Origin of the sequence: Nonomuraea sp. NPDC005983 (genome assembly GCF_040614375.1) — a bacterium.
Classification (GTDB): domain Bacteria; phylum Actinomycetota; class Actinomycetes; order Streptosporangiales; family Streptosporangiaceae; genus Nonomuraea.
In genome coordinates, this window is record NZ_JBEXUP010000073.1 from 1 (window position 1) to 19,147 (window position 19,147).

The window sequence follows — 19,147 nt, forward strand, 5'->3', positions numbered from 1 at the left end:
CACAGCCACCCCGGCGGTGGGAGCAACGGTGACATTCTCCAGTGTCAGCACCATGTAGTCACCAGGCGCGAAGCCTTCTAGGCGACCGCTCTGGGCCACCCCCAGCCCCACCCCAACCGCCGCGTCGAACGCGCTGGTGACGCCCTTCGCCACGCTGACCGGCCACACCTCGCCCATCGACGAGGTGGCGTTCAGCCCGGACGGCCGGTTCCTGGTCAGCTGCTCGATGAATGACGACACAGTACGTGTGTGGGACGTCCAGGCCCGCGCCCAGAACCGGGCGCTGAATGTCGAGGGCGGGGTCGGCGGGGTGACGTTCAGCCCGGACGGGCAGCAGGTCGCCACCGGGAACATGCGCGCCAGTGCCGACGTATGGGACGTCGCCTCCGGCCGCAGGCTCCGCAGGTTCGCCGGGGACGAGGACACCAGCGTGAACACGGTCGCGTTCAGCCCCGACGGGCGGCTCCTGGCAGGGGGCAATCCCCACGTCAAGTTGTGGGACGTCACGACCGGCCGCCTCGTCGCCCGCCTCAGTATCGGCGCCGGACATCACGGCGTGAACCGCGTGGCGTTCAGCCCGGACGGGAAGATCGTTGCCGCCGCGACCGACGGGTTCGGCGCCAAAAGCTTTGGGCGGGGAGCGGTGTTGCTGTGGGATGTGTCCACCCTCCGCCGCGTCGCCGTGCTCCGCGGTCCTGCCGCCACCATCAGGGCGATGGCGTTCAACCCAGACGGCAAGACGTTCGCTACCAACGGCCCGTACCCCAAGGTCGCGCTGTGGGACGTGGCGGCCCGCCGCGTCACCGCCACCCTCTCCGGCCATGTCGAGTCCGTCTCGGCTGTAGCGTTCAACGCGGACGGGACAATCCTCGTGAGCGCCAGCGACGACCGGAGCATCCGGATCTGGGACGTGGCTGCCCGCCGCAGCACCGCCGTTCTCAACGGCACTGACCACCCCATCACGGCGGTGGCGATCACCGGGGACGGCACGACCGTGGCGGGCGGCGGTGGTTTGTTCGGCGACAAGACCGTTCGGCTCTGGAAGGTCCAGTAGATGGAAGCGTTGCGGCCGGGCGATCCCAGGCGGGTCGGCACGTATCGGCTGGAAGGCCGGCTGGGCGAGGGCGGCATGGGGCAGGTTTTCCTGGGCTCGACGCCCGGCGGACGCCCGGTCGCGGTCAAACTGATCCGCGCCGAGCACGCCGACAACCCTGGGTTCCGCGTGCGGTTCGCGCGGGAGGTCGAGGCGGCGCGCAAGGTCGGCGGATTCTACACCGCGCAGGTGGTGGACGCCGACCCTGCTTCACCGGAGCCGTGGATGGTGACGGCGTTCATCCCCGGCCCGTCGCTGCGGGATGTGGTGATCCGGCAGGGGCCGCTCGGCCCGGACAGGGTGCGGTTCCTGGGGAAGGGCCTGGTGGAAGGGCTGGCGGCAATCCACGCGTGCGGGCTGGTGCACCGGGACCTGAAACCCGGCAACGTCATCATGTCGCCGGACGGCCCCCGCATTATCGACTTCGGCATCGCTCGTGCCGCCGACGCCTCGACCCTCACCGCGACCGGGACCGTCGTCGGTACCTATGCCTACATGGCGCCCGAGCAGATCAACGCGGATGAGACCGGGCCCGCCGCCGACGTGTTCGCGCTGGGCTGCGTGCTCACGTTCGCCGCCACCGGCCGAGGGCCGTTCGACGCCACGAACATCCCCGCGATCATCCACCGCATCATCGCCAAGCCTCCCGACCTCGCTGGTCTGGAAGGCGACCTGCGGGACATCGTTGCGGCCTGCCTGGCCAAGTCCCCGCGCGAGCGACTCCCCCTCGCGGAGGCCGCGGCTCGCCTGGCCGCCCCGCCACGCCGGATCCCACGCCGCGCCGTCATCACCGGGGTTGCCGCCGCGACGGTGGCCGCCGTCACCGTCCCCGCGACGCTGCTGTGGTCGTCGGGCGCGGGTCCCCGGAGAACAGCCCCGGCGACGTCACTGGGCGTCCCCGTGCCCACGCTGCTGATCGGGGGGCCAGTGAGCATGTTCCACCTCGCGTTCACCGCGGATGACCGGACGCTCGTGGGGGCCGGGCACCGGAGCATCTGGCGGTGGGACGTAGCCACCGGGCTGGGCAGCACGACAGAGGTCGCCGATGCGATGCCCACAGCGGCGTCGATGGCGCTCAGTGCGAATGGACGGGTCATCGCCAACGCTGTCCGGGACACCGATTCCATCGAGATCCGGGACGTAGCCACCGGCCGGGTCACCAGCCGTGTCAAGCCCGCCCGGGCGGCCCATTCCATGGCACTCACCGACGACGGCCGGAGGCTCGCCACGAGCCACGACGAGACCGTCCAGATCTGCGACGTGCGAACCGGCCGGGCCCTCCACACCCTCACCGCCGGGCCCAGCAGCGTCGAGACCCTGGTGTTCAGCCCGGACGGGAGGCTCCTCGCGGCCGGCAGCCACTACACCTCCGAGATACGGCTCTGGGACACGGCCTCCGGTCGCGCCGCTGGCATGCTGACCGCCGACAGACCCGGTGGCATGGCGTTCTCTCCAGACGGGTCGATCCTCGCCAGCACGCTGGGGGGCGAACTTGACGTCGGCCTCTGGGACGTGACCACCCAGCGTGAGATCCGGACGCTGAACGGCCACAAGGACGAGGTCCTCTGCCTGGCATTCAATCCGGACGGGCGGACGCTCGCCAGCGGCGGGAGGGACAAAACCGTCCGCCTGTGGAACGCGCGGACCGGCGCGGTCATCGCCACCCTGACCGGCAATACCTCTGTGGTCTCCGCGGTGGGGTTCGGCTCGGACGGCCGTACCCTCGCCAGCGCCACCAACAGCGGAGCGACCCGCCTCTGGCGCTATCCCTGATCACATACGGTCATTCGCGCGAAAACGTCGGTGCTGACTGCGCGGCTGTGCGCCTGCCGATAATTACATCCGCCCAGGTCATGCCCCTGTGAGGGCCTCGGAGGTGTGTGTGCGAGTTCCGACCATCAGGAGAGGAGGGCGGGTGCGGCATGATGATCGGCCATGCTTGCGGGTGCCAAAAACTCGGCCACCCCATGCGTGTCCCTGCCCTCGGCGGAGTCCGCCACGAATACTCAGAGGGCGTTTGGTTGAACCTTTTGCCCTAGTACGTTGGGGGTGCCGATTATTCATCCGGCCAGGTCAAGCCGCATGGTGGTACTCCCTGAGGACACCGCCCAGTCGGTCGCGTCGGCGAATGCCGAGCGGCGCGATCGGTGTCCGTGGCCATGTAAAAGTGGCTCTGGCACAAAGATTGTGATGCCCTCACAGCGCGTGATCATGATCGCGGTTCCGTAACTGACTGCGCATGAGGGCGGCCTGCGCCTGCCGAAAACTCCGTCCGCGCAGTTCAAGCCGCATGTGAGTATTCGTGAAGGACGCCACCGAGCCGGTCTCGTCGGCGTATGTTCAGGTTGATGATTCGCTCGGGATCCGTGACCGGATCCGGGACGGTACGCAGCGGGGCCGCTTGGGCCAGGGCCTGGTGGGCTTGGTGCTGGTTGTAGAACCGTTCGTACTCGCGCAGGGCGTACCATAGGTGGCGTTCGTTCCAGATCAGGCAGCGGTCCAGTAGCTCACGGCGGCACGACTGCACCCACCGCTCCATGATCGAATTCATGCGCGGCACCCGGATACCGGTGAGCACGGTCTCGATGCCGGCGTCGGACAGGATCTCGTCCATAAGGGCCGGGAACTCGGCGTCCCGGTCTCGGATCAGGTAGCGCGTCCGGCAGCCCGCATCCTCCGCAGGGCGAGAATCTCGACGTCCTTGTCCCGATCGCCCATCGGCAGCAACCGCAGCGCGGCAAAGGCGTTCGTAACGGCGAGATAGGCCAGGCGAAGGAGCACAGCTGATCATCATGCCTCACGCGTCTCCCTCACCTGGAGGCCGGAGCTCGCGCACGCCACGCGAAGCCCCACATGGCCGTGACCTGGGCGGATGCCATTGTCGGCAGGCGCAGGGCGGGTCTCCTTTCGTCAGGCGGCGAGGTCGACGTCGAGGTCGGCCTCGGCCAGCACGGGGTTGAACGCCTCGGGCTCCAGCCCGAGCTCGTCGGTGGCATAGGCCCCGAAGCGCGTGATGTGGGCGCGCAGGTAGAGGGGGAGCCGGACCGGATCGTCGGGCCTGGCGGTTCACGGGGCGAGGAACCCCGGGTCTGCCGGGCGCGCGGCTTGCTCCTGTTGATGCCCCCTTCCCCGGAGTGAAGACCAGGAGCGGGAACGAGGCATCGACGACCCGCCTGTCCCTCTGCCCAATATGCCGTGGGGGCATCCTGGATCCTCATGTCCTCATCTGGCCAGCCTTCCGCGGTAACCTGAACATGACCTCCGCCGTCTCATCGGTGTCACGTTCCACACCTGGTTCTTGGAGATCGCGTTGCTCAAGCGCTTAGTCGTGTCCGCCGCCCTCATCGGCACCGCCGTAAGCGACGACCGAGTCACCGACCGCACCTGAATTCCTTTCCGGTACCGTCGAGCGGCGGTGCCGGCCCTCGTGGAACTAGGGAGAGCTGATGAGCGAGGACTCGGTGCCCGCCCGCCGGGGGCGGCTGTGGGCGGTCCTAGCCGCCGCAGTGCTGCTGGTCGCGGTGGCGGCTGGCGTGGTGTGGTGGCAGTGGCCGAAGGACGACGGACCGCCGGTGGTGGCGGGGACGGTGCAGGCGGTGGTGCTCCCGGCAGCGGACGTCAGCAAGGCTGTCGGCACGACGCTGAACGCGCTGACCCGGGCGAGCGAGCCGGCGCCCCCGCTGCCGGCGGATCCGCCCGGCTGCTCGGTGGCCGTCGGCCCAGCCACCACGGTCGTCTATCAGGGCGGCTGGACGGCGTTCGTGTCGGTGGCGCAGCAGGACGCCACCGATTCGGCGGACCACACCGTCACCCAGACCGTTGGCCGGTACGCCTCCGCCGACCGGGCCGCGGAGGTGTTCAGCACCCTCGCCGACGGCCTCAATGCCTGCCCCAGTGCCGTCCGGGACGCCTCCGGCGCGGGCGCGTCGCGCTGGACATACCGGGTAGACAGCGCCACGGACACCGCACTGTCCTGGACGGCCGTCCAGGACCAGGGCGACGGCTGGGCCTGCTACCGGGAGGCCCGACTGACCGGCTCGTCCGTCCTGCAGTCCGCGATCTGCGAGGCCGGTGACGGCCGCCCGGCCGCCCGCGCCATCGCCGACCAGATAGCGGAGCGTGCCCGGTGACCGGCCCGGTGCGACGCTTCGCAACCTTCGCCCTGCTCCTGGTCAGTGTCCTGTTCGTGCCGGTGCTGGTGGCCAGCGCCGCAGGGGACACCACGACCGCCGCGATTGAGCCGGTTGCCACCAGCAGCGCCTACTCCCCCTCGCTCAACAGCCAACTGACAGCGTTCAACCGCCAGTTGGCGGAATTGCCGACCCAGCAGAGCCTGGACGACCAGCAGGCCGACTTGGACCGGCGGACCGCCGCATACAACGAGCAATCGAAGACGGTCCTCACCGCGCTCAACACCAACGACGAGAAGATCCAGCAGCACAACGCTGTGGTCGCGCAGTACCCGAACGGCGCGCCGCCGTCCGTCGCCGACGCGCTCAACGCCGAGTCCAACGCCATCAACGCCGAGCAGCAGCAGCTCAAGCAGCAGGCCGGAAAGATTGCGGACGAGGGCAATGCGATCAAGTCGGCGCAGCAGAACCTAGACAGCCGCAAGAGTGCCCTGACCAGCAAACGCCGCAGCCTGCAGACCACCCGCGGCCAGCTAATCCTGCAAATGGCCACCGCACTGGTCGCCCAGCTCGCCACCCCACCCGCCGCCACCGGCCTGGTCACCGGCAGCGACCGCACCCGCCCGCCCGCCACGACCACCCGTACCGACGGCGGCGACCGGGTCTCCGGCCCAGTGCGCAACGAGCCGCTCGACCGGTGGGCCGACCAGCACGGCGTCAGGATCGACGTCCGGCCGGTCGACGCCATGCTCTCCCCCAGCGCCTTGACCAAGGTCTCCGCCGCGAACGCGGGCGTGGTCGAGCCGACCCGCAGATTCGACGGCCTGGTCAAGCAGGGCGACGGCAGCTACCGCGCGGTGTCGCTGCGCGACCCGTCCCGACCGCCGACCACCGCCCAGCAGGCCTTCGACGCCACCGTCAACGGCGGCGGCTCGGCCGTCGCCCTAGTGAACGGCCAGAAGGCCGTGATCAGCGGCGTCGACATGGTCGACGCGCCGTCCACCGCGCCGTCCACCGCACCGGCCACCCCGCCGCAGCACCACCTCGCCCTCGGTCTCAACGGCCGCGTGCAGCCGTTCGCCGAGAAGTACGGCTACGAGCACCTGATGGACTTCACCAAGACCCAGCTGCGCCGGGAGCTGGTCGGCCGGCTGGAGCACCCGAACTACCGAATCCACGTCTCGCTGAAGGACCTCAGCAATACCGACCTGCCCAACGTACTGGCCCGCGGCCGGGCCTACGAGGAGGGCATGCGCACCTTCCCATTCGACGAGAACGGGAAGATCCCCGCCTACGCCGCCACCTGGGAGCGCGCCCCGGGCGTCACCGACTGGGAGATGTACCTGATCCACACGCTGCCCGGCGTGCTGGAGCGCACCACCTTCTACGACGAGAACGACAACGTGGTGGCGGACCCGTTCTGACCGTCCGGAGGGACCTCAACAGCCCTCATGTCCAGGCAGATCGCCGTCGACTACCACTGATCATCCCGGCCTCGGCATCCCGCCGGAGCTGTTGAACGCCGACAACACGCACCAGCCGAAGGGGAAACCATGCAAGACCCACTGAACATCCTCACCCACTACCTCCGACTTGCCTGCAAGGGGGTGGGAGTGAACTGGACCAGGAATAACGACTGTGAGCTGGAGCGGATCGTCGACCAGGTCAGGGCGGTCGCCCGCGCCGAGGTGGCTGGCGAGCTCGACGAGCTGCGGGACCGGATCGCCGCCCTTGAGCAGCGGCTGACCCCGCCCGCCGCCTGATCTTTCCCCGGCCCCGGCACCCCCGGGGCCGGGGAACGCCGGCGAAACGATCCTCGGCGAGGACAGTTCGCTGGAAGCGACAGTGCGGCAGTGCTCAATAAGGCTGCGCTGCCGCTATGGCAACCAACGTCTCCACCGGACGTCCCCTCGTCCAGACAAGGCTGACACCGACAACGGTCCGCCGGCGGACCTACTGGATAGATCACAAAGCTACACTGGAGTACTGGCTCGCCGGCAGGTGTAGCCCAGGGGATAGGCCAGGGCCCGAGCAGCGTGACAAGGCCAGGCACGCCACAGGTTGCCGGGCCTCCGCTCGTCAATCAACTAGGTAGTGGGCTTCGATGTAGGCGACGGTGGAGTCGTACGGCTCCCCCACCGGCTTCAACATGTACCGGCGGAAGACCGCGGCGGTGGCGCGTCGGACGCCTCGGTTGCGAGCGTCGGCGTTGTCCCATGACCGGGCGAGGGTGCGGGTGACCTGTAGGGCGTCAAAACTCGCATGTATGGTCTGAGCTGGGGTTTCTCCACCTGGCTTATGATTCGGCGGTACTCGTTGATCGCGCCACCGAGCACTTTGCGGCGTCCGATCCGGCCTTCCAACGGCACCTCCACCTGTTCGCCTTGATCAGGTGGTCGTTGCCCTCGCGCCTGGTGAGGCCGGTGGCCGTTGTAGTGACCGACGTACTCGTCCAGGACCGCGCGCAAGTGACGTTCACCGTAGATCAGCATGCGGTCGCTACATTCGGCGCGCACCGTACGGATCCACCGCTCGGCATAGCAATTCGCCCGAGGTGTTCGCGGTGGCGTCTTCAGCACCGCGATGCCCGCGGCGGCAAAGATCTCATCAAAGACGGCGTTGGCGTCACGATCGCGGATGAGGAAGCGGAACAATGCTGCTTGCTCGCCGAGGTCGATCAGGAGATTGCGCGCTTGCTGAGCGGTCCAGGCGCCGGTCGGGTGGCAGGTCACGCCCAAGACGTGTACGCGCCGCGTACGAACTTCCATCACGAACAATACGTACAAGCGCTTCAGAAAGATCGTGTCAACATGGAAGAAATCGCAGGCCAGGAGCCCTTTGGCCTGCGATCGTAAGAAGATCCGCCAGAAGGTGTCGTGATGCCGGGGCGCCGGCCCGAAGCGGCGCGACCGCAGGATGCGCCGCACTCGCCTCGCTCACCTGGACGCCAAGCCGTACCAACTCCCCGTGCACCCGCCGATGGCCCCATCCGGGGTTCTCCCGCGCAAGGCGAATAATCAGATCATGAACCTCTCGGCTCGTTCCCGGACGCCCGGGCCGATGCGGGTAGGTCCACCTCCGCCGCAGCAGACGACGATGCCACGCCAGCAACGTCGCCGGGGTGACCAGCCGATGAGCACGCAGCACCGCCGGCAACCATCGGGCCAGCGCCGCGAGAACGGCCCGATCGACCCAGTCCGGCTTCGGCCGTCCCACCTGACGCCGCAGCACCGCCACCTCATGACGCAACACCATGATCTCCGCGTCCTTCGACGCTTGGCTGCGGCCCAGCAACATGAGCCAGCCGAACACCCGGAGCGTGATCAGATAGAGCAGGCGGACAAGCACAAGACGCGATCTTGTCTGCGGGTACGGACCCAGTCAACCCACAGGTCAGAGCCGACGTGGCTGTATTATGACGCGGTACAGGCCACCACCGACGCCACCGTGCCCGACACGGCGATGACCGCCACCATCCATCAGCACCTGGCCCGGCGCGGCCTGCTGCCCGCCGAGCACTATCTGGATGCCGGCTACTCCTCAGCCGAGCTCATCGTCGCCGCCCGCGAGCAGCACCAGATCAACCTGATCACCCCGTTGCGGACCGACAACTCCGTCCAAGCCCGCACCCGCAACGGCTACGACCGCACCGCCTTCACCGTCGACTTGGACCGCCGGCAGGTCACCTGCCCGCAAGGACACAAGAGCACCTCCTGGACACCCTGCCGGCAGAAGAACCGCCCGATGATCGTGGCCGCTTTCCCGCCCAACACCTGCCGCCCCTGCCCGGTGCGGACCCTATGCACCAGCGCCCAGCGCAGCGGCCGCCACCTCACCCTGCACCCACGAGCAATCCAGGAAACCCTCGACGCGGCCCGCGCCGAACAGACCACCCCGCCTGGCGCGACCAATACGCCCTCCGGTGTGGTATCGAGGCCTCCATCCACCAAGCCGTCACGGTCACCGGCATGCGCCGTGCCCGCTACCGCGGCATCAAGAAAGTCCACCTCGAACACATCGTCTCCGCCATCGCCATCAACCTGATCCGCCTGGACGCCTGGTGGAACGACCACTCCCTGGCCCGGAAACGCACCAGCCACCTGGCCCAACTCGAACCAGCCTTGGCCACATGAAATGAGTTAACCAGCAGAGTCCTTCAGGCTTTTCGGGCTGCTCCAGCTCTGCTATCGAGGGCTGCTCAGGTCAGGCTCGCGCGGCCGAGGGTAGCCGTCTGACATTGCATGTTCATGAACTCGATCATTCCGCTTGTAGGAGTGGTTCATCATAGTTCGATGTCATTTCGATTCATGAGCACATCGCCGGCTGGCCTTGCGGCCGCTGCCGCGACCAGACGCAGATTCCTGACCGTGACCGGCGCGGCCGCCGCCTTAGCCCTAAGCGGCACCCTTCCCGGCATTCGCAGCGCCCACGCAGCGTCCGCGGTGAACATCGACCGTCAACCTCTCTTCACCCTGGGGGTCGCGTCCGGCGACCCGCTGCCCGACGCGGTGGTGATCTGGACCCGGCTGGCGCCAGAACCACTGGCGCCGTTCGGTGGGATGGACCAGCGCCCGGTACCGGTCGAGTGGCAGGTGGCCGAGGATGAGGCGTTCAGCCGTGTCGTGCGCCGCGGCACCGCGCATGCCCGGCCTGAGTACTCCCACACAGTCCATGTCGATGTCCAGGGCCTGCGTCCCTGGCGGCACTACTTCTACCGCTTCCGGGTAGGAGGGCAGATCAGCCCCGTGGGCCGCACGCGTACCGCTCCGGCCGCTGGCGACACCATCTCCGCGATGTCCTTCGCCTTCGCGTCCTGCCAGGCGTGGTTCGAGGGCTACTACACCGCCCTCGCCGATATGGCCCGCCGCGACCACGACGTGATCCTCTTCCTCGGTGACTACATCTACGAGTTCGGCGCTGACAAGGGCATACGCCCCGACTCCGGGGAGCCTCACGCCATGCGCCAGACGGTGACACTCGACGACTACCGGGAGCGGTACGCCCTGTACAAGATTGACCCGGATCTGCAGGCCGCGCATGCCGCCGCGCCCTGGATCGTCACGCTCGACGACCACGAAGTCGTCGATAACTGGGCCGACGAGGCGCACCCGAGCGCCCCGCCGGCAGAGTTTCTGGTCCGGCGCGCCAATGCCTTCAGGGCCTATTGGGAACACATGCCGCTGCGCCTGTCACAGCTGCCGAACGGACCGGACATGCAGCTGTACCGGCGCCTGCGCTATGGCACCTTGGCCGAGTTCAGCATTCTCGACACCCGGCAGTACCGCTCGGACCAGGCGGGCGGCGACGGCGAGAAGCCGCCCAACCCGGGCTCGCTGGACCCCAGCCGCACCATCACGGGCGAGGAGCAGGAACGATGGCTGCTCGACGGGCTGGCCGCCTCCGGGACACGCTGGAACGTCCTCGGGCAGCAGAACGCCATAGCCCAGCTCGACGTCAAGGCTGGGCCGGACATGGTGGTGCCGATGGACACCTGGGACGGTTACGTCGGCTCACGCAACCGGGTGCTCGGCGGCGCCCACGAACGTGGCGTCAGGAACCTCGTCTCCTTGGGCGGAGACCTCCACCGCAGCGTGGCCTCTGACCTCAAGCTGGACTTCTCCGATCCCGCGTCGCCCACCGTGGGCGCCGAATTCGTCGGGACCTCCATCACCTCCGGGCTTGACGGTGTCGACCACGACCAGGTCGGCCTGACACTGCTCGCCGAGAACCCGCACATCAAGTACCACAACTTCCAGCGAGGCTACGTCACCTGCACCGTGACGGAACGGGAGTGGACCGCGGACTACCGAGTGGCCGACCGTGTCACGACACCCGGAGGCACCATGACGACCCGTGCGAAGCTCGTCGTCGAAGACGGCCGAGCCGGCATCCAGACCGCCTGAGTCTCCGTACTGGACAGGATCTCCATCATGCTGAAGCAGCACATCGCGCGAACCACCCTGCCATCCTTGACCCTGTGCACCGCCATGGTCGCCGCGCTGGTCATGGCGCCTCCGGCGAACAGCGCGTCCGGCCCCTCGAAGCCGAAGGGACAGATCACCATGGCCGCCAATCCGGCCGAGCTCGATCTCATCGCGCTGCCGTGCTTTTCCGGCAGCTTCCAAGCCACTATGACCAACACCGGGCAACAGGCCCAGTTTGCCGATATGACACTGAGCGCCCAAGAACCGATCACTCTGTCCCGGGACATCTTCTCCAGCTACCTTCCGGCCGTCGATCCCGACCAGCCGGTGAGCACTCCGGTCGAGGTTCGCGCCCCCCGGGACACTCCGCCGGGTACCTACGACGTCCTGCTGGCCATGGAGAAGCAGACGCTCCGCGTGCCGGTTCGGGTACAGCAGCCCCCGGCCAAGGGGCCCGGCGACAACCTGGCGCTGGGAGAGCAGGCGTTCGCCTCCTCCACCCATGGCAACTTCTCGGTCTGCGGTGGTGTCGACGGGAACAAGAACCATGACCAGTGGGACACCCACACCGGGTGGAACGACGCCACGGCGACGGTCTTCCCCGACAACTACGGGGTCCGTTTCCCGGAGCCGAAGCGGATCGACCAGGTCGAAGTCCTGACCTTGGACAGTGCGAAGTCCCCGGCCGCCCGCTTCGGGCTGAAGGACTGGGACGTCCAGGTCCTCGCCGACGGCCAGTGGCAGACGGTCGCCCAGGTGCGCGGCAACACCTCCGGACTCGCGACCTCGCGGTTCGCCGCGACCACCGCCGAGGCCGTACAGATCGTCATTTACGCCTCGAACGACGCCAGGTATTCGCGCGTCATGGAGATGGAAGTCCGCGGAGGGTAACCGACCTGTCGGGGAAACCGCGCTGACCGGTCTGACCGTCACCGGTGTCACGCCGGAAGGCTGGAGCATGACAGGAGCTCGGCCGGTGGCGTCCCTTCAGCCGCGTGAGACGGCCACACTCCCCGTGCAGGTCACCGTTCCCGCTGGTGTTCCGCTCGGCAGGGTGCCGGTGACCGTGACCGCGTCTGTCTCCGGGCGCACGGTGATCGCCTCCGACACGGTCGAGGTGGCGCCGGTCAACCTGGCGTTGGGCAAGCCGGTGACCCAGAGCAGCCTCGGCTGGGGCGGAGTGCCGGAAAGGGCGGTGGACGGCAACACCAGCGGCGTGTTCGGGCAGGGCTCGGTGACCCACACCGCCGAGCCGTCCAACCAGGCGTGGTGGCAGGTGGACCTGGGAACCGCCCGCAACCTGGCCGAGATGCGCATCTTCAACCGGACGGACTGCTGCGCGGACCGGCTGCGCAACTACTGGGTGATGACGTCGGAGCAGGAGATCCGCGGGCAGACCCTCGATGAGGCGAAGTCCTCGCCCGGCGTGACCGCGATCCGGCAGGCGGCGACGGCCGGAACGCCGAGCGCCATCGACCTGGGCGGCGTCAAGGGGCGCTACCTCCGGATCCAGCTCGAGTCCGCGACCGATCCGCTGAGCCTGGCGGAGGTGGAGGTCTACGACCAGAAGGCCGCCGCGGCTGCGGTACCGGGCGTGGTGCCGCAGCTGTCGAGCTGGACGGCGGGCTCCGGCACGTTCACCCTTCCCGAGAACGCCGGGGTGAGCTATCCGGCGAACCAGAAGTCCCTGTCGACGACCGGCGTGACGATGCCCGGTCTCGCCGACCGGACGCTCGCCCAGGTGGCCGAGACGACAGCCGCCGACTTCACGACCGTGACCGGGCGGCCGGCGCAGGCCCGCACGGGCGCACGGGAAAGCGATCACGGGATCCGCCTGCGGCTCGTCGAGGAGAACGAGCTGGGCCCCGAGGGCTACCGGCTCACCATCGACGATCGCGTCACCATCGAGGCGAACACCACCGCCGGCCTCTACAACGGCAGCCGGTCGGTGCTGCAACTGCTGCGCCAGGACGAGGGCCGTGCCCGCCTGCCCAAAGGCCAGGCGGTCGACGTCCCCAGCAAACCGCAGCGGTGGTTCGCCATCGACGCCGCGCGTAAGTACTGGTCGCCCGGCTACATCAAGGACACCATCCGGGAGATGGGCTGGACCAAGCAGAACATGCTGCTGCTGCACCTGGAGGAGCCGGAGGGCTTCCGCCTCCACAGCGACAACCTGCCCGGTCTCACCTCGGAGAAGTTCGCCTACACCCGCGAGCAGATCCAGGAGTTCGTCGAGCTCAGCCGGGAGAACAACGTGCAGGTGGTCCCCGGCTTCGAGTTCCCCGGTCACGCCGACCCGGTGTCGGACTACTTCAAGGTCGGCATGGGGCACGGGCCCAACCCCGATGGGTCGGGCGCCACGGCGGACAACTCCTGCGGCCAGGACTACACCTACGGCTGGGTGACCCCCAGCTTCGCGATGAACATCATGCGGCCCGAGGCGGTCACCGCCGCCAAGCGGATCCTCGATGAGTTCATGCCGTGGTTCTCCAGCCCGTACGTCCATCTCGGCGGAGACGAGATGCCGACGAACCTGGCCAACTGCCCCGCGGTGAAGAAGTTCCTCGCCGACAACTCCGAGCGGTACAGCACGTTCGGCGACCTGTTCAACGACTACGTCAACAAGGTGAACGACCACGTCGTCGCCAAGGGCAAACGCTCGATCATCTACAACGGGTTCGAGCACTCCAGCGCCCCCGAGCAGAAGGTCTCCACCGACGTCACCGTCATGGACTGGCTCGGCAACGCCGACGACCCCGAGCTGGCACCGTACGACCTGATCCAAGCGGGGTCGTCGGGCAACCTCTACGTCACCGCCAACGCGGTGCACAGGCTTTACGGCAACCCGGCGTGGGCGCACACGTCCTGGCGCCTCAAGGCGAGCCCCAAACTGCTCGGCGGCGTCGTGCACGTGTGGAACGACTACCAGATGTGGGCGCCGGACGCGTACTCCGACCAGTACTCCGCACCGTTGCGCGACGCGGCCGGCAACACCATGTGGCACAACGCCGCTCCTGCGACCACCTACGCGGAGTTCGTCGAGCTGAAGCGCAAGATCGGCAAGGCGCCGGGGTGGAAGGGCTTCGAAGCGCGGCAGCCCACTACCGACGGCAAGCCGATCCACACCTACTCCTTCGAGCCCGCGGCGTACCCCGAGGGCTGGCACGATGGCGCGCCTGGCATGAACGTACGGCCGGTGCTCGACGGAACCGGATCCCTGCACATGTCGACCCAGATCAACGCTCTGCCCTCCTACGTCGACGGCCGATCAGGCAAGGCGTTGAAGTTCAAGGGCCAAGGTGACGGGCTGGGCATCGGCGGCCTCGACATCTCCGGACCGTGGACCTACACCCAGTGGGTGCGTAAGGACGGAACGCAGAACGACGCCAACCTGCTGGGCTCCCGGCAGGGCAACATCAAGCTGGAGCAGTACGGCACTGGCGGCAAGGTCGGCTTCACCCAGGTAGGTGTGAAGGACTACGCGTTCGACTACGCGGTACCGCTGGGCCGATGGACGCAGCTCACCTTCGTCTCCGACGGCACGGCCACAACCCTGTACGTCGACGGGGAGCGCCGCCAGACACTGCCGCAGACCATCCCGCTGCCTCAGGCGTACTTCGGCCAGCTCAACGGCACCACCCTCAACGGAGCGGTGGACGACGCCGCCGTCTACGCACAAGCGCTGACCGAGGAGCAGGTCCGGGCTCAGTACGCAGCCTCGACGAGCTGAGCCGAACCCGCGCCGCCCGCATGTGGCGCACCGGTTCGACCCTCGTGACAGGTGAAGCGCCGGCACGGTGACACGTTGATCACCGTGCCGGCGCTTCATCTGACCACCGAGAACCCATGAACGCCCCGCATCACGGATCCGGCATACCCGAGTGCCCAACCCGTGATCTCTGTGATAGCTTTCTGACTTGTTGACGCGATTCCGAAACCAGTCAACAGGTCGACAGGGAGGTGGGGCGTGACAGACCATGTGCCGGCCGGTACCGACGCCCGGGGGGACCGGATCTTGGACGCGGCAGTCGAACTGCTGGTCCAGCGCGGCTACCGAAGGGTGGCCGTAGAGGATGTGGCGACGCGGGCGGCGATCGGGAAGGGGACCGTCTACCTGCACTGGCCCACCAAGCGGCGGCTGTTCGAGGCGCTGGTCCTGCGAGAGGGGATCGCCTATGTCGAGGAGCTGGTGGCCAGGCTCCGTGCCGATCCTGAGGTCGTGCTCCCGCATCAACTGATGGCGAACACGTTCCTCATCATCATGGGCCGGCCGGTGCTGCGGGCGCTGTCGACCTGGGGGGTGCCCGAGCTGGAGAGCATGGGGCTCGATCCCGGGCTGCACAACCGGGAAATGCTCATGCAGGATCGCCTGTTCGGGCTGCTGGCCGAGCACGGGCTGATCCGTCCCGACGTGCCGGACCTCGTGTACACGGTGACGGCCTCGAACATCGGGTTCTACCTGCTGGACTGGCTCGACCCGCCCGCCGCCGACTCCGACCTGCGGCAGAGAGCCGACGCGCTGGCGTACACCGTCAAGCATGCGTTCGAGCCGCCGGTGCCGCCCGGCCGCGACGCGCTGGAAGCCGTCGCGGAGCGGGCGATCGCGCTGCTGGAAGAGCCGCTGCCGCAGTACCGCGCCCAGATCTACACCTACGACAAGAAACAGCGGACGCCATGACCGTGAACACTCGTCAGCTCACCCGGGACGCACGAAATGACATGCGGGGAGGTCTCGACGCGATCATACGGCGGCAGCGAGCCCGGCTGACCGAGATGGTGGCCTACGCCCGCGCCCGCTCGCCGTACTACCGCGAGCTGTACCGAAACCTGCCGGCCCAAGTCGATGACCCAGAGTTACTCCCGGTCACGAACAAAAAACTGCTGATGGGCCACTTCGACGACTGGGTCACCGACCGCGAGGTGACCAGGGAACAGGTCGAGAGGTTCGTGGCCGACCCCGCTCGCGTGGGGGCGCGGTTCCTGGACAAGTACCTGGTGGCCACGAGTTCGGGCACCAGCGGTGTACGGGGGCTGTTCGTGCTGGACGAGCAGAACCTTTCGATCGACGGCGTGCTCGCGTCCCGCGCCAGTGGCGTGCTGAAGGCCCGCGACGTCCTCCGCATGGTCACCGGCGGCGGCCGTATCGCCGTGGTCACCGCGCCCGGCGGGCACTTCTACACGGTCGCGGGCACCGCCCGGTTTCAGCTGGATCATCCGCGGCTCGGTCGGCGGATGCAGGTGTTCTCGATCCGGCAACCGCTGCCCGAGCTGGTCGACGACCTCAACCGGTTCAAGCCCGCCATCCTCAGCGGTTTCGCCGGCATGCTCACGGTGCTGGCCGGGGAACAGGCCGCCGGTCGGCTCCACATCCGTCCGGCGCTCATCATCCCCGGCGGGGAGACACTGACGCCGGAGGCGCGGGAGCGGCTCGCCACCGCGTTCGATGCCAATGTACGAGCCGCCTACGCGTGCACCGAGTGCGGCTATCTGGGGATGGGCTGCGAGCAGGGCTGGTACCACATCAACAGCGACTGGGCCGTGGTCGAGCCGGTCGACGCCGACTACCGGCCCGTTCCGCCTGGTCAGCAGTCGCACACGGTGCTGATCAGCAACCTGGCGAACCGGGTTCAGCCGTTCCTGCGGTACGACCTCGGGGACAGCGTCATGTTCCGTCCCGATCCCTGCCCGTGCGGCAACCTTCTCCCGGCGCTGCGGGTGCAGGGCCGCTCCGCGGACCTGCTCACGTTCCCCGCTCGAGACGGATCAACGGTGAACATGTCACCGATGGTCTTCGGCACGTTGATGGATCGCACGACCGGCGTCGAGATGTTTCAGATCGTCCAGACCGCGCCCGGCACGCTGCGTGTACGCCTCAAGCTCGCCGGCGGCGCCGACCCAGACCACGTGTGGCGGGCAGTGTTCGCCGACCTCACCCAGCTCCTCGGAGAGCACGGGGCCGGCGACGTCACCCTCGAACGCTCCGGCGAAGCACCCCAGCAGGAGCCCGGCGGCAAGTTCCGCAGGGTCATCCCGCTGGCCAAGCCGTGATCACCACTCACCATGGAGAGGAAGCGATAGATGACCACAACATCGACGACGACAGGACCGCAGGCGAACGTAACGCTCGACGGGCGGGTGGCCGTCGTGACGGGCGCCGGATCGGGCATCGGCGCGGCGTCCGCGGCGACGCTGGCCGCCCAGGGAGCGCGCGTGTGCTGCGCGGACCTCGACGGTGACAGCGCGCACCGTACGGCCGAGAAGATCGTCGCGGCAGGCGGCGACGCGTTCGGGATCCGGACTGACGTCACGTTGCCCGAGGACAACGACGCGATGGTCCGCGAGACCATCACACGTTACGGCGCCGTGCACATCGCGCACCTCAATGCCGGAACCGGGGTGCCCTCAACCGTCCTTGAGTACTCCTTGGACGCGTGGGACCGGACGATGGCGGTCTGCCTGCGCGGAGTCCTGCTCGGTCTGCAGGCGGCGGGCCGGGCCATGCTCGACGTGGGTGGCGGCTCGATCGTGGTCACCTCCTCGACGGCCGGCCTGATCGGCGTACGAATGGCGGCGGCGTACTCGGCGGCGAAGCACGGCGTACTGGGGCTGGTCAAGACGGCCGCCATGGAGCTCGGGCCGAGCGGCATCCGGGTCAACGCCATCTGCCCCGGGTTCATCGCCAGCAACGAGATGATGCGGAAGATGGGCGAGGAGCGCGACGTCGGCAGCCGCTTCCCGCTCGGGCGGGCCGGCCGCAGCGAGGAGGTCGCGAACCTGGTGGCGTTCCTGGCGAGCGACAGCTCATCGTTCATCAGCGGCAGCGTCTACACCATTGACGGCGGCTGGCTGGCGGGTCCCGAGGCCCGGCCGAGCACCGCCAAGACCCCCCAGAACGCCTAGGAGAACAGCACAGATGACGACCATCACCGACCAGCCGATCGACCCGGTCCCGGCGATCGGCGTCCAGCAACTGCTGGCGCTCCCCCATCCCGAACTGCTCGCGCTGTGGAAAACGCTGCCGGCCCCGGACCTGAGCGAGCTCGACGGCGAGTACGCCGGTTACATCCCGATCCTGCACCTCTCCCCGGACGAGGTCCGGGCGACCATCGCCCAGTTGTACGAGGAGACCTCCTCGCGCGGCTCCTGGGTGGGCAAGGCGTTCAAGGGCAGTGACGGGACCACCAGCGAGGGATACAACGTCTTCCGGCGGCTCGGGAGCGACGGAGTCAGCCAGACCTACCTCCGCAGGGGAAGGTTCGCCACCGACATCGCCGAGTCATACGTGGACGGCAGGCCCTCGCTCATGATGCGGTACGGGGCGTTCGACAACCAGGTCGGCCAGAACGATCTCATCGACGAGGTACGGCGCTACTCGACCGGGCTCTACGTCGCGACCGCGACAACACTGACGGAGACGGGCACCGGGCGTACGCGGCCGAACGGCTGCTTCCTGCTCGCCGGCCCGATCAACCGGTGGATCGGCGTGGACGATCCGCAGGCCGAGCTGCAATGACGGGCCTCGGCCTGGAGGACCGCTGCGCGATCCAGGAGACCATCGGCCGCTACGCCCACACCTTCGACAGCGGTGACGCCGAGGGCTTCGTCGCAGTGTTCACCGACGACGGAATCTTCGAGGTCGTCCTCGTGGACCAGCCGGACCAGCGTGCCGTGTTCCAGGGCTCGGACGAGCTCCGCGAGTTCGCCCAGTCGCGGATGGCGACGGTCGGTCACGTCCTGCACCATGTCTCCGGCATCGTGTTCGACGACACCACGGCCGACCGGCCTCGCACCCGTGCGACGCTGATCGCCACCAGGCAGCATCGGGACGGGCCCGCGCTCGTCACCCACGGCACGTACGTCGACGACTGGCGCAGGACCGACGCCGGATGGCGGATCGGTCACCGTCTGTATCTCGCGCTCGGCTACGCCAACACCCACCAGCAGACCTGAGCACCGCCTGTACCGCTTCAGAACTCGTGCACATGGTTTGAGCTGGTGTC

17 protein-coding genes and 1 pseudogene are annotated in these 19,147 nt (G+C 68.2%); 14 read left to right on the forward strand and 4 right to left on the reverse strand.

Going from position 1 to position 19,147, the window contains the following annotated elements:
* Positions 1–240 (reverse strand): hypothetical protein (locus ABZ297_RS28015; RefSeq protein WP_355351778.1); only part of this gene is annotated, 240 nt, incomplete at its 3' end.
* Here ABZ297_RS28015 and ABZ297_RS28020 point away from each other — a divergent pair.
* Both ABZ297_RS28020 and ABZ297_RS28025 read left to right on the forward strand, forming a co-directional pair.
* Complete coding sequence (locus ABZ297_RS28020; protein WP_355351774.1) at positions 185–1,054, forward strand: WD40 repeat domain-containing protein; 870 nt, start codon at positions 185–187, stop codon at positions 1,052–1,054. The genes ABZ297_RS28015 and ABZ297_RS28020 overlap by 56 nt on opposite strands.
* Positions 1,055–2,866: a serine/threonine-protein kinase gene (locus ABZ297_RS28025; protein ID WP_355351702.1), complete on the forward strand. Its 1,812-nt coding sequence runs from the start codon at positions 1,055–1,057 to the stop codon at positions 2,864–2,866.
* Positions 2,867–3,374: 508 nt separating this feature from the next.
* Here the strand turns inward: ABZ297_RS28025 and ABZ297_RS28030 are convergent.
* Positions 3,375–3,707, reverse strand: a complete 333-nt coding sequence (locus tag ABZ297_RS28030; protein ID WP_355351704.1) for an integrase core domain-containing protein — start codon at positions 3,705–3,707, stop codon at positions 3,375–3,377.
* Positions 3,708–3,739: 32 nt separating this feature from the next.
* Positions 3,740–3,874, reverse strand: coding sequence for a hypothetical protein (locus tag ABZ297_RS28035; RefSeq protein ID WP_355351706.1), 135 nt, complete (start codon positions 3,872–3,874; stop codon positions 3,740–3,742).
* Positions 3,875–4,539: 665 nt separating this feature from the next.
* Here ABZ297_RS28035 and ABZ297_RS28040 point away from each other — a divergent pair.
* The 3 genes from ABZ297_RS28040 to ABZ297_RS28050 all read left to right on the forward strand — a co-directional run bounded on the left by ABZ297_RS28040 (position 4,540) and on the right by ABZ297_RS28050 (position 6,986).
* Positions 4,540–5,223 carry a sensor domain-containing protein gene (locus tag ABZ297_RS28040; RefSeq protein ID WP_355351708.1) on the forward strand — a complete coding sequence of 228 codons (684 nt, stop codon included), beginning with the start codon at positions 4,540–4,542 and terminating at the stop codon, positions 5,221–5,223.
* An 8-nt stretch (positions 5,224–5,231) separates the two neighbouring features.
* A complete protein-coding gene (locus ABZ297_RS28045) occupies positions 5,232–6,647 on the forward strand; it encodes a hypothetical protein (RefSeq protein ID WP_355351710.1) in 1,416 nt (471 codons plus the stop codon).
* A 129-nt stretch (positions 6,648–6,776) separates the two neighbouring features.
* Positions 6,777–6,986, forward strand: coding sequence for a hypothetical protein (locus tag ABZ297_RS28050; RefSeq protein WP_355351712.1), 210 nt, complete (start codon positions 6,777–6,779; stop codon positions 6,984–6,986).
* Positions 6,987–7,367: 381 nt separating this feature from the next.
* Here the strand turns inward: ABZ297_RS28050 and ABZ297_RS28055 are convergent, their stop codons facing one another.
* On the reverse strand, positions 7,368–8,150 hold the full coding sequence (locus tag ABZ297_RS28055; RefSeq protein ID WP_355351714.1) for an integrase core domain-containing protein: 783 nt from the start codon (positions 8,148–8,150) through the stop codon (positions 7,368–7,370).
* Between the two features lie 817 nt (positions 8,151–8,967).
* On the opposite strand from ABZ297_RS28055, the pseudogene ABZ297_RS28060 reads away from it, so the two are divergent.
* From ABZ297_RS28060 to ABZ297_RS28100, 9 genes and pseudogenes are all read left to right on the forward strand, one after another.
* Positions 8,968–9,356: pseudogene (locus ABZ297_RS28060) on the forward strand (transposase).
* Between the two features lie 234 nt (positions 9,357–9,590).
* Positions 9,591–11,126, forward strand: a complete 1,536-nt coding sequence (locus ABZ297_RS28065) for an alkaline phosphatase D family protein (protein WP_355351716.1) — start codon at positions 9,591–9,593, stop codon at positions 11,124–11,126.
* An 84-nt stretch (positions 11,127–11,210) separates the two neighbouring features.
* Positions 11,211–12,038: a hypothetical protein gene (locus ABZ297_RS28070; protein ID WP_355351718.1), complete on the forward strand. Its 828-nt coding sequence runs from the start codon at positions 11,211–11,213 to the stop codon at positions 12,036–12,038.
* A gap of 85 nt (positions 12,039–12,123) precedes the next feature.
* A complete protein-coding gene (locus tag ABZ297_RS28075; RefSeq protein WP_355351720.1) occupies positions 12,124–14,877 on the forward strand; it encodes a family 20 glycosylhydrolase in 2,754 nt (917 codons plus the stop codon).
* Positions 14,878–15,114: 237 nt separating this feature from the next.
* Positions 15,115–15,825 (forward strand): helix-turn-helix domain-containing protein, encoded by a 711-nt coding sequence (locus tag ABZ297_RS28080; protein ID WP_355351722.1) that lies wholly within the window; start codon positions 15,115–15,117, stop codon positions 15,823–15,825.
* Positions 15,822–17,195, forward strand: coding sequence for a hypothetical protein (locus ABZ297_RS28085; RefSeq protein ID WP_355351724.1), 1,374 nt, complete (start codon positions 15,822–15,824; stop codon positions 17,193–17,195). Before ABZ297_RS28080 ends, ABZ297_RS28085 begins: the two co-directional genes overlap by 4 nt.
* A gap of 30 nt (positions 17,196–17,225) precedes the next feature.
* On the forward strand, positions 17,226–18,047 hold the full coding sequence (locus ABZ297_RS28090) for an SDR family NAD(P)-dependent oxidoreductase (RefSeq protein ID WP_355351726.1): 822 nt from the start codon (positions 17,226–17,228) through the stop codon (positions 18,045–18,047).
* A gap of 13 nt (positions 18,048–18,060) precedes the next feature.
* Positions 18,061–18,660 (forward strand): hypothetical protein, encoded by a 600-nt coding sequence (locus ABZ297_RS28095; protein WP_355351728.1) that lies wholly within the window; start codon positions 18,061–18,063, stop codon positions 18,658–18,660.
* Positions 18,657–19,097, forward strand: coding sequence for a nuclear transport factor 2 family protein (locus ABZ297_RS28100; RefSeq protein WP_355351731.1), 441 nt, complete (start codon positions 18,657–18,659; stop codon positions 19,095–19,097). Before ABZ297_RS28095 ends, ABZ297_RS28100 begins: the two co-directional genes overlap by 4 nt.
* Positions 19,098–19,147 lie beyond the last annotated feature (50 nt).